This is a genomic window from Nocardia fusca NBRC 14340 (assembly GCF_001618425.1).
Taxonomy (GTDB): domain Bacteria; phylum Actinomycetota; class Actinomycetes; order Mycobacteriales; family Mycobacteriaceae; genus Nocardia; species Nocardia fusca.
In genome coordinates this window covers 297,960-312,618 of record NZ_BDCU01000017.1, presented here as the reverse complement: position 1 = coordinate 312,618, position 14,659 = coordinate 297,960, and the positions used below count along the sequence as shown (strand labels likewise).

At 70.0% G+C, this 14,659-nt stretch carries 11 protein-coding genes; 5 read left to right on the top strand and 6 right to left on the bottom strand.

Annotation, left to right across the window (positions count from 1 at the left end; translation table 11 throughout):
* The first annotated feature begins 162 nt into the window (after window positions 1-162).
* Both NF4_RS07870 and NF4_RS07865 read left to right on the top strand, forming a co-directional pair.
* A complete protein-coding gene (locus NF4_RS07870) occupies window positions 163-1,428 on the top strand; it encodes an acetoin utilization protein AcuC (protein ID WP_063126857.1) in 1,266 nt (421 codons plus the stop codon).
* Window positions 1,421-4,120, top strand: coding sequence for a bifunctional acetate--CoA ligase family protein/GNAT family N-acetyltransferase (locus NF4_RS07865; RefSeq protein WP_063126589.1), 2,700 nt, complete (start codon window positions 1,421-1,423; stop codon window positions 4,118-4,120). Before NF4_RS07870 ends, NF4_RS07865 begins: the two co-directional genes overlap by 8 nt.
* A gap of 209 nt (window positions 4,121-4,329) precedes the next feature.
* Here NF4_RS07865 and NF4_RS07860 read toward each other — a convergent pair whose 3' ends face one another.
* From NF4_RS07860 to NF4_RS07850, 3 genes are all read right to left on the bottom strand, one after another.
* Entirely contained in the window at window positions 4,330-5,298 is a 969-nt protein-coding gene (locus NF4_RS07860; RefSeq protein ID WP_030521630.1) for a sigma-70 family RNA polymerase sigma factor, read from the bottom strand.
* Window positions 5,299-5,474: 176 nt separating this feature from the next.
* Complete coding sequence (locus NF4_RS07855) at window positions 5,475-6,998, bottom strand: DUF7782 domain-containing protein (protein ID WP_063126588.1); 1,524 nt, start codon at window positions 6,996-6,998, stop codon at window positions 5,475-5,477.
* Between the two features lie 84 nt (window positions 6,999-7,082).
* Window positions 7,083-7,523, bottom strand: a complete 441-nt coding sequence (locus tag NF4_RS07850; protein ID WP_084532936.1) for a DUF3099 domain-containing protein — start codon at window positions 7,521-7,523, stop codon at window positions 7,083-7,085.
* A gap of 302 nt (window positions 7,524-7,825) precedes the next feature.
* Between NF4_RS07850 and NF4_RS07845 the strand changes: the two genes are divergently transcribed.
* Window positions 7,826-8,062, top strand: coding sequence for a DUF3039 domain-containing protein (locus NF4_RS07845; RefSeq protein ID WP_063126856.1), 237 nt, complete (start codon window positions 7,826-7,828; stop codon window positions 8,060-8,062).
* A gap of 199 nt (window positions 8,063-8,261) precedes the next feature.
* Here the strand turns inward: NF4_RS07845 and NF4_RS07840 are convergent, their stop codons facing one another.
* Window positions 8,262-9,362 carry a YihY/virulence factor BrkB family protein gene (locus NF4_RS07840; RefSeq protein WP_084532983.1) on the bottom strand — a complete coding sequence of 367 codons (1,101 nt, stop codon included), beginning with the start codon at window positions 9,360-9,362 and terminating at the stop codon, window positions 8,262-8,264.
* A 186-nt stretch (window positions 9,363-9,548) separates the two neighbouring features.
* Between NF4_RS07840 and NF4_RS07835 the strand changes: the two genes are divergently transcribed.
* Window positions 9,549-11,291: a DEAD/DEAH box helicase gene (locus tag NF4_RS07835; RefSeq protein WP_084532982.1), complete on the top strand. Its 1,743-nt coding sequence runs from the start codon at window positions 9,549-9,551 to the stop codon at window positions 11,289-11,291.
* Window positions 11,292-11,347: 56 nt separating this feature from the next.
* On the opposite strand, the gene NF4_RS07830 is transcribed toward NF4_RS07835, so the two are convergent.
* Window positions 11,348-11,908 (bottom strand): hypothetical protein, encoded by a 561-nt coding sequence (locus NF4_RS07830; RefSeq protein WP_063126586.1) that lies wholly within the window; start codon window positions 11,906-11,908, stop codon window positions 11,348-11,350.
* On the bottom strand, window positions 11,908-13,659 hold the full coding sequence (locus NF4_RS07825; RefSeq protein ID WP_063126585.1) for a DEAD/DEAH box helicase: 1,752 nt from the start codon (window positions 13,657-13,659) through the stop codon (window positions 11,908-11,910). The genes NF4_RS07830 and NF4_RS07825 overlap by 1 nt, the downstream gene beginning before the upstream one ends.
* 245 nt (window positions 13,660-13,904) lie before the next feature.
* Between NF4_RS07825 and NF4_RS07820 the strand changes: the two genes are divergently transcribed.
* A complete protein-coding gene (locus tag NF4_RS07820; protein WP_063126584.1) occupies window positions 13,905-14,642 on the top strand; it encodes a TetR/AcrR family transcriptional regulator in 738 nt (245 codons plus the stop codon).
* Window positions 14,643-14,659: the final 17 nt, after the last annotated feature.

The window sequence follows — 14,659 nt, the reverse complement described above, 5'->3', positions numbered from 1 at the left end:
AATTCTACCTGCGCACCAGCGACCCCGGTCGAAACGAACGGGTCGCCTGACGCGATGGGAATACATTCGGCGCGCGGCCCGACGCCGCAGTCGCGCATATATGTATTTCTACTGCATGACAACGTGCGATGGGGTTTCACCCTTCCCGATACGGTTGCGATCATGGCCACTGCACCGCCGGACGTGAACCCCGGCTCCGGGGAACCGGGGACCGTTGTGTGGACCGAGCGTTTCCTGGACTACTCGTGGACCCCCGAGCATCCGATGAAACCGGTCCGTCTGCAGTACACGATGGCGCTGGCGCGCTCGCTCGGGGTACTCGACGGAATAGAGCTCCTGGAGCCCGGCGCGGCCGGTCGCGAGGAGTTGCTGCGGATACACACCGGCGACTACATCGAGGCTGTCCGCTCGGCGGTGCCGCGGGAGCCGGTGGGTGATCTTCCGGTCGATCCGCCCTACGGGCTCGGGTCCAGCGATAATCCGGTGTTTCCCCGGATGCACGAGGCCGCGTCGGTGATCGTCGGCGGCACCCTGGCCGCGGCGCGGGCCATCGCCACGGGCGCCACGCGGCGGGCGGTGAGTATCGGCGGCGGTATGCACCACGCCATGCCGGGCCGGGCCGCCGGTTTCTGTGTGTACAACGACGCGGCGGTGGCCATCTCCTGGCTGCTCGACCACGGTTTCGATCGGATCGCCTACCTCGATGTGGATGTCCATCACGGCGACGGGGTGCAGCATGCGTTCTATCGGGACCCGCGGGTGCTCACCGTGTCGATCCACCAGCATCCCGCCACACTGTGGCCGAACACCGGCTGGCCGGACGAGACCGGTAACGGCCCCGGAGACGGCACCGTGATCAATCTCCCGCTGCTGCCGGGTACTCGCGATCCGCAATGGTTGCGCGCCTTCCACGCGGTGGTACCCGGCGCGGTGGCGGCGTTCCGGCCCCAGCTGGTGGTCAGCCAGTGCGGGGTGGATACCCACCGCGAGGATCCACTCGCGGAGCTGGAGTTGGGTATCGAGGGGCAGCGGGCGGCCTTCCTGGCGATGCGGGAGCTGGCCGACCGATATGCCGAGGGGCGGTGGTTGGCGGTCGGCGGCGGTGGGTACGGCCTGGTGCGGGTGGTGCCCCGGGCCTGGACCCATCTCCTGGGTATCGCGCTCGACCGCCCGGTGGACCCGGCGACCGCGATACCGCAGGATTGGATCGATCTCGTGCACACCGACAGGCCCCGTATATCACCGCCCCGCACCATGGGCGACGGTGTGGATATCGCGTTCCGGCGCTGGGACGGCCCCGGGGGGACCGCCGAAACCGGGGACGCCCGGTTCGACCGCTCCCAGCGCGCCGTCGACACGGCCGTTCTCGCCACCCGCCGAGCGTGCTTCGGCCCGCTCGGCCTGGACCCGGAGGATCCGCGTGACTGACCCCACCGACCGTGTTCCCGACGATCCGCCGCCGGCGCCGCTGCACTGGCAGGCGGATGTCCTGGCCTCCGACGGCGGTGTGGTGCGGGTGCGCCCGATCACTCCGGCCGACGCCGACGAACTGCAGCGATTCCACACCGCGCTGTCCGAGCGCAGCCGCTACCTGCGTTATTTCGGGCCCTACCCGCGGATATCGCCGAAGGATCTGCACCGCACCACCCACCTCGACTATCGGGACCGGGTCGGACTCGTCGTCGTCCTGGGGGACGCGATCATCGCCGTCGGGCGTTACGAGATCCTGGACCGGACCGGCTCGCGCGCGGCGGAGGTCGCCTTCGTGGTGGCCGACGAGCACCAGGGACGCGGGCTCGGATCGATCCTGCTCGAACATCTGGCCGGCGCGGCCGCGGAGAACCGGATCGACACCTTCGTCGCCGAGGTGCTGGCCGAGAACACGGTGATGGTCACCGTGTTCCGTGAGGCGGGCTATCAGGTGGAGCGCAGCCGCGACGGCTCGGTGCTGCATCTGGAATTCGCCATCGATCCCACCGAGGCGTTGCGCTCGGTGCGCGACGCGCGGGAACGGGCCTCGGAGGCACGCAGTGTGGGCAATCTGCTGGCCCCGCGGTCGGTGGCGGTGATCGGCGCGACGCCGAGCACCACCCGCGTCGGTGGTGTGGTGCTGGCCAATCTGCTGGACGGAACGTTCCAGGGCGCGGTTTACCCGGTGAACCCCGAGCGGCGTTCGGTTCGCGGTGTCCACGCGTATCCGACTGTTCGCGCTATCCCGGACGAGGTGGACCTGGCCGTCGTCGCGGTCCCCGCGGCCGCCATCGGATCGGTGCTCGACGACTGTATGGCCAAGGGCGTCAAGGGCCTCCTGGTGCTGTCGGCGGGGTTCGGGGAGACGGGGCAGGAGGGCCGCAACGCGGAGGCCGAACTCGTCGCCGCCGCCCGGGGGCACGGCATGCGCGTGGTGGGGCCGAGTGCGCTGGGTATCGCGAACACCGACCCGGCGGTCGGTCTCAATGCCACGCTGGCCACCCTGTTGCCGGGTCGCGGGCGGATCGGATTCTTCTGTCAGTCGGGGCCGCTCGGGGTGGCCATCCTCGCCGAGGCCGCCACGCGAAATCTGGGATTGTCCACCTTCGTCTCCGCCGGCAACCGTGCCGATGTCTCCGGCAACGATCTGCTGCAGTACTGGGATACCGACGCCGATACCGATGTGATCCTGCTGTACCTGGAGAGTTTCGGTAATCCGCGCAAATTCTCCCGCATCGCGCGCCGGGTGGCCCGCAACAAACCGATCGTCGCGGTCAGTCCCAGCCGGCTGGCCGCTCGCGGGATGTCGGACGGTGGGCTGGATCGATCCATCGTGCGCGATCTGTTCGCCCAATCCGGTGTGGTGCAGGCGGATTCGATTTCCGAAATGTTCGACTGCGCGGCCCTGCTGGGCTATCAGCCGCTGCCCCGCGGGCCGCGGCCGGCCGTCGTGGGTAACAGCACCGCACTCAACTGGCTGACCTCCGACGCGGCGCGCAGCGAGGGGCTCACCGTGGTCGAACCGGTGGACCTCGGTCCGCAGGCCACACCCGAGGACTTCCGGCTCGCTGTCGCCGCGGCACTCGAAGCCGACAACACCGATGCGGTGATCGTGATCTTCGCGCCGCCGATTCCGCTGCCGCAGACCGGATATGCCGAGGCGATCCGGGCGGCGGTGGCCTCGGTGCCCGCGACCAAGCCGGTGCTCACCACCTTCGCCAGCGGCGACGGTATCCCGAATCTGCTGGCCGTCCGTGGTCCCGGCGCGGCCGCGATCCGCGGATCCATTCCGTCCTTCCCCGATCCGGCGCGCGCGGTCCGCGCGCTGGCCAGAGTGCATCGCTACGCGCGCTGGCGCGACCTACCCGCGTCTCCGGCCTCCGATACCGTCCACACCGGCGACGAGAACGGGCGACCGGCCGGTATCGACAGCGAGCGGGCCGTGCGGCTGATGGAGCACTGGACGACCGATCCGGCCGGGCGGTGGCTCACCGACGACGAGACCGTTCTACTGCTCGACTGCTACGGCATCTCCGTGGTGGAGTTCCGGGCGGTCCGCGATGCCGAGGCAGCCGTGGCGGCGGCCGAGGAACTGGGCTATCCGGTGGCGGCGAAGGCCACCAACGAGAGCTGGCGGCGCCGCCCCGATATGAGCTGGGTGCGGTTGGACCTGTGGCGCCCGGACGCGGTCCGCCAGGCCTATCGCGATCTGGTCGACCTGTGCGGGGATCCGCTCCTGCACATTCAGCGCATGGCGCCCAAAGGAGTCGGCTGTGTGCTGAAGGTGCAGGACGACCCGGCGTTCGGTTCGGTCATCGAATTCGGGCTGTCCGGCCCGATCATCGAACTTCTCGGGGATCGGGCCTATCGAGCACTGCCCCTGTCGGCCCAGGAGGCCGCCGCGCTGATCGATGCGCCGCGTGCCGCCCCGCTGCTGAACGGAACCCCGGCGAGTCCCCGGGTGGACAAAGCGGCTCTCGTCGAACTCACCCGGCGTATCTCGGCGATGTTCGACGATCTCCCCGAGATGCGGGAACTGTCCTTCGAGCCGGTACTGGCCGCCCCGGAATCGGCGGCGATCCTCTATGCCCGCGCCCGGATCGGTCCGCAGCCGAGCCGCTTCGACACCGGGCCACGTCGATTGGGGTAGGGAGCCGCGGTGGCGGTTCCGCGCCGGGCCTTGTGCGGGGGGAATCTCCGGCGGGCCCGGCGGCCGGGACGGCCGAAGATCGCGACGGACCGGCCGACAGGCCGGTATCCGGGAGCGTCGCCCGGCCGGGGACGAGGCGGTGCCGACCCGGGGTGGTGATACAGCGTGACCGGCCGAAACCGGCCGGTCACCGTGGGGAGGTGTGGCTATCAGCTCGCGTAGGCGCGCAGCCGGTCCGCCCGCTCGCCCTTGCGCAGTTTGGACATGACCTCGCGCTCGATCTGCCGGACACGTTCCCGGGACAGGCCGAACAGCTTGCCGATCTGATCGAGGGTGCGCGGCTGGCCGTCGTCCAGACCGAACCGCAGGCGGATCACCTGCTGTTCACGTTCGTCGAGCGTGTTGAGGACGCTGCGCACGTCGTGGTGCAACAGGCCGGCGATCACGGCGCTCTCGGCCGAGGTGGCCTCGGAGTCCTCGATGAAATCGCCCAGCGGGGCTTCTTCGTCGTTACCTACCGGCATGTCCAGGCTCACCGGATCGCGGCTGTGGTCGAGCAGATCGGCGATCTTCTCCACCGCGATACCCGACTCGGACGCGAGTTCCTCGTCGGTGGCCTCCCGGCCGAGCTGCTGATGCAGTTCGCGCTTGATCCGGGCGAGCTTGTTGACCTGTTCGACCAGATGGACCGGGAGCCGGATGGTACGACTCTGATCGGCCATACCCCTGGTGATCGCCTGCCGGATCCACCAGGTGGCGTAGGTCGAGAATTTGAAGCCCTTCGCGTAGTCGAACTTCTCCATCGCGCGGATCAGGCCCAGGTTGCCCTCTTGGATGAGGTCCAGCAGCGGCATCCCACGGCCCGTGTACCGCTTGGCGAGCGAGACGACCAGACGCAAGTTGGCTTCCAGCAGGTGCGAACGCGCGGCCTGGCCCTCCCGGACGACGATGGCCAGATCACGCTTGCGGGTCGCCGACAAACGCTTGCCGGTCTCCAGCAGGTGCTGGGCGTAGAGACCCGCCTCGATGCGCTTGGCCAGTTCGACTTCGTCGGCAGCTGTGAGCAGGGCGGTCCGGCCGATCCCGTTCAGGTACACGCGTACCAGATCGGCGGCGGGGCTCGAAGCGTCGAGGTCCGTATCACTGGGGCGCACACGAGTGGTGGCGGGGCTTGTCATGACTTGCCTCCTGTCGGTGGTGTCTCACTCCGAACAACGGACCCGACATAGGGAAAGTTCCCTCGCCGGGCGCGGATAAACCGCTCTGAACTGCGGTTTTCACTGTGGCGTTCTGAGAAGTTCCTGAGAACGAGAGCCCCTCGGCAGGTGGCGGGACACGCGGTGGGCGCGTACCCCTAGTGCGGTACCGGGTGAATCAACCCGTGCCTCACCAAGCCGGTGACCACTCCGAGGGCGGCATCCGCGAACTCGGGGGAGACCTCCTCCGCTCCCTGTGACAGTGCCAGCAGTTCGATCAGTTCGTACAACGGCAGGCCGTCGGGCCGCATTCCCGCCAGCAGGGAGACCGTCGTCTCGTCCACTTCGTGCTGCCACCGCGGTCCGTCGCCCCGGTGCAGGCGCATCACCCGCTGCTCCCAGCCCTGCTCACCCGGCAGCGAAACCCGCTCGAGCGCGGTCGCCGGGTCGACCCGATAGCGCGAGCGCCGGGCCCGGTCCGGATCACCGGCGATATCGCGCAACCAGGCGGATCGCTGGAAGTAGGCCAGCGCTTCCGCACCGAGCGGATCGTCGAAGCCGTGGGTGAGGTCCTCGGCCAGTAGTTCGGTCGGCGCATCCACGGCGCGCAGGTAGACGAAACCGAAACCGATACCGGTCACCCGGGCCTGTTCCAGCGCGGTCAGCCATTCCTCGGCCCGCTGCTGGGCCGCGAGGGTGCGCGGATCGAGGCCGGCGTCGCGCAGCCAGGTGCCCACGTACAGCGCGGGGTCGGCGACATCACGCTGGACGACCCACGCGTCGATACCGTGCGCGGGCAACCAGCTCGAGACGCGCTGCCGCCAGTCCTGGTCCTCGGTCTGCACCCAGGCGGCCAGCACCGCGGCGGTTCCGCCGGGGGCCAGCAGCCGGGGGACACCCGAGATCACCAATTCGCTGGCGCCGTCGAGGGCGAGCCCGGAATCACGGTAGGTGTGCTCGACCCGGGCGGGCCCCACCACGAAGGGCGGATTGGCCACCACCTGATCGAACCGGCGCCCGGCGACGGGTTCGAACCACGACCCGGGCACCAGGTCGATATCCAGATCGTTGAGCGCCGCGGTGGCCTCGGCCAGCCACAGCGCGCGCGGATTCACATCCGTGGCGGTGACCGACCGGGCGTAGGACGCGGCGTGCACGGCCTGGATACCGCAGCCGGTGCCCAGATCCAGCACCGAGCCGACCGGTGCCGTCGGGGTGGCCCGCAGCAGCGAGAGCGAGGCATGGCCGACGCCGAGTACATGGTCCTCGGTCAGGATGCGCCGGTGCATCGAATCGTCGAGGTCGGACAGGATCCAGCGGTTGCCCGCGCCGATATCGGTCGGGCGCAGGTCCAGCGCCGCGCGGACCTCGCGGCCCGAGCGGGTCAGCAGTCCGGCCGCCACGGCCTCGTCGATCCGCACCGGAGCCAGTGCCGCGGCGGCCTCGCGCTCGTCCAATGCGTCACCGAGGAGGAGCAGACGGACGAGCGCGCCCAGTTCGCCGGCGGCGCGCGCGGCCCGGCGCACCGGTACCGGTTCCCCGCGGCCCAGGGCGCTGTGCGCTTCGTCGCCCAGCGTTTCGAGCAAAGTGTCGGCGTCGTATCCGACCCTGGTCAGCGCGGTGCGCAGGGACGGGCACAGGGCGGTCAGGGGTGATCGGACAGTCGATCCGTAGGTGGGCACAGCGGTACTCTGCCACCTCCGCGGGCCCGGCCGGATGGCCGCACCGCCGTGGCGATGTGGCCGGAGTAGGCGATGACGAGCGGTCTAGCCGTCGATCTGGTCGTGCCGGCGTTCCTCCAGCGCGGGACGCGGGCGGTCCCAACGGCTGGGTTCGTTCTTGTCCCGCGGCGGCCGGTCGTTGGCGATGAGGACCGCGATCCACGGCAGGGGGACCGAAGCCGCCATGATCAGGATCGAGATCAGGGCGTTCCCGAAGACCGTGTAGGCCACCCCGGCCAGGATCAGCGCCGGGATCCGGAACGCCATGATGATCGTGTACCGGCGAACCCGGGCCCGGTGCTGCTCCTCGAAGGACGGGGCAGCCTTCGTGATCAGCGCCGCGTGTCTGGCGTCGTCGCCGGGGAAGTATCCGCGCGAACGAGAGGGACGGGCCGGCCGCGGTGTGCCGGGGGGCTCACCGGGACCGCTCGCACCGGCGTCGAGGTGCTCCGAGCGGCGCTCGGAGTCTTCGCCGTGCTGCTGCATACCTTCGAGTCTTGCACTATCGCCGCCGCCGTGTACAACGCGTCCGCCGGGAATCGTGCACGACGGCCGCGCCGCCGGGTTCGGTCGTTTCGAGAGGGTGCCCGATCGCCGTCGGCTGTGGCCGCGGGCCACGCCTTCTCCCGGCCGGACCGACCGCTGTGCGCGGCGCCCCGTCGCGTCGACCGCCCGCCCGCCCGGGCCGGCGGAACCGCGAGGCGGCCGCCATCACCACACGCCGGTAGGGGCCCGGTCGCGGGGGTGATCCCGCGAGCGCGGTGCCGTGATGCGGCATCATGGAGGGCGTGAGTACCGATACTCTGGTCCGCCCCGATACGACCACCGACGAGACCACCGGTGACGACACCCCCAAGTTCTTCCACTATGTGAAGAAGGACAAGATCGCCGAGAGTGCCGTGATGGGCACCATGGTGGTGGCGCTGTGCGGGGAAGTCTTCCCGGTGACGCGCTCGCCGAAGCCCGGTTCGCCGGTCTGCCCCGAGTGCAAGAAGGTCTACGAGACCCTTCGTAAGGGCGAGTGACCGCATCCCGGCCACGCGGCCGCAGAAGCGCATCGGCCCGTGCAGACGTGCGCCATGGGCGGTACCGGCAAAGGCCGCCGCACCGGGCGCACCGCCGACGCTCCGGCGCGGCCCGGCTCGGAGGGAAGAGTTCCGCACCACCCCTCCGGCATCGGCCGCCCGGGTGGTCTCGCCGACCGTCGACGTGTCCGTCGGCAGGTCAGCGGGTGACAACCGGCGCCGGTGCCCCGCCCGCAGAACCGCCCTCCGGGCCACTGTCGTCGCCGCGGCGTGCCCCGCGTCGGCGCGGGATCCGGTGGGCACCCGGATCGGCCGGATCGGCCTCCACTTCGCCCTGCGCCTCGCTGCGGCGTTTGGCCAGCCATGCCTTGAACTGTTCTATCCGGGTGGCCCGGGCCGGCCAGAACTCCTGGACCGCCGCGTTGAATTCCGCGCCGAGAATCACCGCGAAACCCAGGAAGAACGTGAACAGCAGGAACGCGATCGGGGTGGCCAGGGCGCCGTAGGTGACCCCCGTCCGGGTCACCAGGGCCAGATAGTGGCGCAGGACATCGCTGGCCGCCATGAAGAACACCGCCGCCAGCAAGGCTCCACAGAACAGCCGGTGGTAGGGCAGCGAACTGTGCAGCGCGAGTTTGTACAGCGTGGCCAGCCCGACGATGAGTAGCAACCCCACCGCGGGGTAGTAGAACATATCGATCAGGCGCAGTCCCGGCTCCAGCCACGAATCCGGCAGTACCCGCCCGATGAGCACCGGGCCCAGCGCGATGAGCGGCAGGATGAAGATCGCCGCGATCAGGAACTGGACGTAGAGGAGCAGGGCGAAGATGCGCTGCCAGATCGGGTTCCGCGCGTCCTGCTGGCCGTGCGCCTCCACGATCGCGTCGACGAAGGTCGCCATGGCCGAGGAACCGGCCCACAGCGAGAGGACGAAACCCACCGAGACGAACGCGGCCCGGCCGCGCCCGAGCACATCGCGGATCGTCGGCTCGATCAGATCGGTGACCACACTCTGACTGAACAGGTCGCGACTGAACGTGAGAGCTTTCGATTCCACGATCTCCACGGTGTCCGGCCCGAAGAGGCCGCTGACGTAACCCAGCCCGCCCAACAGGCCGAACAGCAGCGGTACCAGCGACAGGGTCTGCCAGAAGGCGGCGGCGGCGGATTTCGCGAAGATCGAGTCGTCCCAGGCCTTCGCAGCCACCCGGACCACCAGCCGGCCGATCTGGGCGAGGGCGCGCCGGGCCCACGCGGTACCCGACGGGTCCGCGCCGGGTTCGCGTCCGTAACTGTGCATGGTCTGTCCAGCATCGCGCACCCGGACGCCCAGCGGTATGGCGGCGGGCAACGTGTCGGGGGGCGATCGGTGAATCGCCGGTGACCGAGCACGGCCCGAAAACCGCCCCCCACGGCGTGTGACGCCTGTCGCGGGCCCCGCGCCGGTTTGGCGCCATCGCCGCCACGACCGCTAGTGTTTGTCTCCGTGACCGATGCGAGCGGTGCTATTGCGACGGAGGTTCCGGGCGCATCCCTGCGCGCGTGGCAGCGGCGCGCGCTCACCCGGTACCTCGCGACCAAACCCCGTGATTTCCTCGCTGTGGCGACTCCTGGGGCCGGTAAGACGACCTTCGCGCTGCGGGTCGCGGCGGAATTGCTGGCCGATCGTACGGTCGACCAGGTCACTGTGGTCGCGCCGACCGAACATCTGAAACATCAGTGGGCCGCGTCGGGGGTGCGCTCGGGACTGGCGCTGGATTCGAACTTCTCCAACACCACCGGTGGCACCTCGGGGGACTATCACGGCGTGGTGGTCACCTACGCCCAGGTCGCCGCGCATCCGTTCAAGCACCGGGTGCGCACCGAGAACCGGCGCACCCTGGTGATCCTGGACGAGATCCATCACGCCGGCGATTCCAAGAGCTGGGGCGACGCGGTGGCCGAGGCGTTCGGTGACGCCACCCGCCGGCTGGCACTCACCGGCACGCCGTTCCGCAGCGACGACAGCCAGATCCCGTTCATCACCTATGAACCCGACGAGGCCGGTCTGCCGCGGTCGCGGGCCGATCACAGTTACGGCTACACCGAGGCGCTCGCCGACGGGGTCGTGCGGCCGGTGGTGTTCCTCGCCTACTCCGGCGAAGCGCACTGGCGCGACAGCGCGGGCGAGGAGTACACCGCCCGGCTCGGTGAACCGCTGAACGCCGAACAGACCGCCCGGGCCTGGCGTACCGCGCTCGACCCGGCGGGGGACTGGATCTACGCGGTACTGCGCGCGGCGGATATGCGCCTGGCGCAGCTACGTGAGGGCGGTATGCACGATGCCGGCGGCCTGGTGATCGCCTCCGATCAGGAAAGGGCCCGCGCCTACGCGGAACTGATCGAGCATCTCACCGGTAACCGGCCGGTGCTGGTGCTCTCCGACGACCCCACCTCCTCGGCCCGGATCGGCGAGTTCAGTGCGGGCACCCAGCCGTGGATGGTCGCGGTGCGAATGGTCTCCGAGGGCGTGGACGTTCCGCGGCTGGCCGTCGGTGTGTACGCCACCAGCGCCTCGACGCCACTGTATTTCGCCCAGGCCATCGGCCGGTTCGTCCGCGCCCGGCGGCCGGGCGAGACGGCGAGTGTGTTCCTGCCGTCGGTTCCGGTGCTGCTGGATCTCGCCGCCCAGCTCGAGGTCCAGCGCGACCATGTCATCGGGAAGCCGCACCGTGAGAAGGACGGTCTCGACGACGACCTGCTCGCCGAGGCGAACAAGCAGCAGGACGAACCGGGCGAGGCAGAGAAGGCGTTCGTGCCGCTGGCTGCCGACGCCGAACTGGACCAGGTGATCTACGACGGGTCGTCGTTCGGTACCGCGACGTTCGCCGGTAGCGCCGAAGAAGCCGACTACCTGGGCATTCCCGGGCTGCTCGATGCCGATCAGATGCGTGCGCTGCTGCGGGAGCGGCAGGCCCGGCAGATCGCCGACCGGTCCAAGGCCGAACCGGAGGCACCGGCCCCCGTGTCCCCGGCAGCGGGTAATGCCGCCGAGCGGGTGGCGACCGCCGACAAATTGGGCGAACTGCGGCGTGAGCTGAACAGCCTGGTCGCGATGCATCACCACCGCACCGGTAAACCACACGGGGTGATCCACGGCGAGCTGCGGCGCCAGTGCGGCGGGCCGCCCACCGCACTGGCCACCGCCGATCAGCTCGGCGAGCGAATCGCCGCGCTGCGCCGGATGTGAACTGCCGCGGCCCCTTCGGCGGTCCGGCTCGGGGACACCGGCGCCGGTGTCCGGGCTCACACGTCGAAGAACATCGCGGGGTCCAATGCGTTGAGCGGTATCCAGCGCGGTGTTTCCGACCTCTCGCCGGAATCGCCCGGCGCGGCACTGTGATCCGGGTGGCCGTACCCCTGCATATCCAGACTCAGCCGCGGATCCTCGTCGACCCGGCGGGCGAGATCGTAGAACGTGGCCAGTACATGGAGACAGCGTGCGGTGCGCGCGCGGCACGAGCAATCGATCGCCGCGGGTTCCGGGGCCACCGAGACGCCCGCCGCGAAGGCCGCCGCATGCATCTCATCGGTCAGCAGGGTGGGTTCGGCGCCGACGATCGCGGACAGTGCCGTGAGCGCGGTCCGGGTGAGCGGCGCCAGTTCGAGATGGACGACCGACGCCTGGCCCCCGCGGTGGATGTGCGCGCGGACGGTACGCCCTTCCACCACGGACCGGACCCCGTCGTTGCGGGCGATACTGCGCGCCCGCGGGAGCATCGGCTCGGGGCGGGTCTGCCGTAGCGGCTCGGCCAGCCGGACCCAGTCCATCCCCCAGCGGGTGTAGCCGAATTCGTTGTCCGCCATCAGTTTCCCCGCTTCCGTCGCAGCACTTCCAGGAGTCGCTCGTCGTCGAGCCGGGCGAGATCGGCGATACCGCTTCCGTCGCCGAGATCGGTGAGCGCGGATTTGCGGCGCTGCATTCCCGCGATATGTTCCTCGACCGTGGTGGCCGAGGTCAGTGTGGTGACGGTGACCGTGCGGGTCTGCCCGATCCGGTGCACCCGGTCGGAGGCCTGGGCATCGACGGCGGGATTCCACCATCGGTCGAAATGGATCACATCCGCGGCCCGGGTGAGAGTGAGCCCGGTACCCGCCGCCCGCAGGCTGAGCACCAGGACCGGTGGTCCGCCGGGGGACTGGAACCGGGTGACGATCGCCGCGCGTTCGGCCTGGGTCAGCCCGCCGTGGAAGAACGGCGCGGTGATGGCGAACTGTTCGGCCAGATGCCGCACCAGCAGGTCACCGGTGGCCCGGTACTGGGTGAAGATCAGCGTCGGCGCGCCGTTGTCGAGGTTGGCGGCGACGATATCGGTGCACAAGTCGAGTTTCCCCGAGCGGCCCCCTAATTCGCCCTGGTCACCGTCCACCAGGCCGGGATGGTTGCACACCTGTTTCAGCGCGGTGAGCGCCGCCAGCACCCGGGTCTGCCGCTGGGTGCCAGTACCGAAGCCGTCGGCGACCGCGCGGTCGAGCAACTGATCGTAGAGTTTCTCCTGTTCGGGGGTGAGATCGCACAGCAGATCGTTGTGGATCTTGGCCGGGAGCGCGGCGGCGACCTGAGCCTTACGGCGGGCGAGCAGGACCGGTTCGATCGCGTCCTGCAGGCGCGCTGCCGCAGTGGCCGAACCCTGCTCGATGGGTTTGACGAAGCGCCGCCGGAACTGGGCGCGATGCCCGAACAGGCGTGGTGCCACGAGGTGCAGCAGCGACCACAGTTCCTCGAGGTGATTTTCCACCGGGGTACCGGTCAGCGCGACGACGGCCGCGGCGTCGAGAGCGTGGGCCGCCTTCGACACCTGTGTGCGGGGATTCTTCAACGCCTGGGCCTCGTCGAACACCACGGTCGCCCAGTGGTTTCCGGTGAGTCGGTGACCGTGCAGCCGCAGCACGGGGTAGCCCGTCACGACGATATCGCCGGCCGCGGTGCCGATCTCGCCACCCCGCCAGGCCACCGGCCGCAGGGCGGGAGCGAAACGCTGTATCTCGTGTACCCAATTGCCCACCAGCGAGGTCGGGCACACCACGAGTTGCGTACCGTGGTCGGCCCGCCCGAGCAGCAGACCGATGGTCTGCACGGTTTTGCCGAGACCCATCTCGTCGGCGAGGACCGCCCCGCCATGGTGGGCGACGGTGGCGCGCAACCAGCCGATTCCGCGCGCCTGATAGGGCCGCAGGTCGGCGAGTAGGTCGTCGCGCAGGCCGGCGGCGACGGCCGTGGTGTCGTGGAGCACCGATCGGGCGTGCTCACCGGTGAGCATTGCGGTCCCCGTCGCGTTGGGAAACGCGTGCCCGGCGAGAGGGAGGTCCGCGTGTTCGCCGGTCAGAATCGCCTGCCAGGCGCGGGTGGAGTGGCCCGGCTCGGCAGGTGCGAATCCGGCGAGACCGGCGGGGTCCACCAGCGCGCAGTCGACCGGGATGACCTGCAGGGTGATACTTCCCGCACGTGCCTGGGCCCGGGTTCCGCCGGGTACGGCCAGCGCGAGGGTCGCGGTGTCGCCGATTCCCGTGGGTGCCGGGCCGGGCTCCCGCCCGGTCCAGGTCCACAGGGCGAACATGTGACGGTCGGGCAGATAGGTGGTCTCGATGGTCGGCAGAGTGCACCCCTATGATCAGCGTATAGTGTACGGAGTATTAGGCCAACGCGCACCGTACCGGATTTGTTCCGGTACGCCCCGGGCAGTGCTCGGGTGGTCTCTCTACGTGGTGAAGGGAATGCGATGAGCAGCGACGGCGCGCCGACGGCAGCGCGGCACCCGAGCCGTCCGGTATCCCCATCGGCTGCGGTCGGCCGGAGGTACCGGTGACACGTCCGCCCGATCCTGCCCGTGTCCTGCTCGAACTGCTGTGGCGGCATGAGCTGCCGCCCCGGCGCGGCGGCCGCGGTCCCCGGCAGACCGTGAGCGTCGACGAGGTGGTGGCCGCGGCGATCGGGCTCGCGGACCGCGAGGGCTACGAGAAAGTATCGGTCCGCGCGGTCGCCGCGGAGCTGGGACTGCGGCCGATGAGCCTGTACACCTACGTCCCGAGCAAGGACGCGCTCACCGTCCTGATGGTCGACGCGGTCGCGCTGGAGGATGCCCCGATCCCCGCCGGCCTGCCCGTGCGGGACCGGATGGTGGCCGTCGCCCGGCAGATCCGGGACGAATACCTGAGCCACCCGTGGCTGTTCGAGGTGCCCTCCTGGCGGATGGTGCTGGGACCCGGCCGGACGCGGCGGTACGAGCGGCACCTGGCGGCGCTGGACGGGGCGGGCCTCGACGATATCGAGATGGACCGGGTGATCGCGGTGCTGTCGCAGTTCGCGACCGGTAACGCGCGGACCGCGCTCGCCGCGGCCCGCAGCGTCCGGGAACAATCCGACGCCGACTGGTGGGCGGCGCACGGGCCGGTGCTCGAGCAGGTCATGCCGGCCACCGACTTCCCACTGTCGGCCCGGGTCGGTGCGGCCGTCGGCGAGCTGTACCAGGCGCCCGGTGACCCGGCCGGAGATTTCGACTACGGGCTGCACCGCTTGATCGACGGCATCCTGCCCGGCTGACACGCCCGTGGCGGACG

Bases quoted from the DNA above. Each gene is read 5' to 3' on its own strand.
- NF4_RS07860 (WP_030521630.1), bottom strand. From the start codon at position 5,298: ATGACAAGCCCCGCCACCACTCGTGTGCGCCCCAGTGATACGGACCTC.
- NF4_RS07840 (WP_084532983.1), bottom strand. From the start codon at position 9,362: ATGCACAGTTACGGACGCGAACCCGGCGCGGACCCGTCGGGTACCGCG.
- NF4_RS07870 (WP_063126857.1), top strand. From the start codon at position 163: ATGGCCACTGCACCGCCGGACGTGAACCCCGGCTCCGGGGAACCGGGG.
- NF4_RS07830 (WP_063126586.1), bottom strand. From the start codon at position 11,908: ATGGCGGACAACGAATTCGGCTACACCCGCTGGGGGATGGACTGGGTC.
- NF4_RS07850 (WP_084532936.1), bottom strand. From the start codon at position 7,523: ATGCAGCAGCACGGCGAAGACTCCGAGCGCCGCTCGGAGCACCTCGAC.
- NF4_RS07825 (WP_063126585.1), bottom strand. From the start codon at position 13,659: ATGTTCGCCCTGTGGACCTGGACCGGGCGGGAGCCCGGCCCGGCACCC.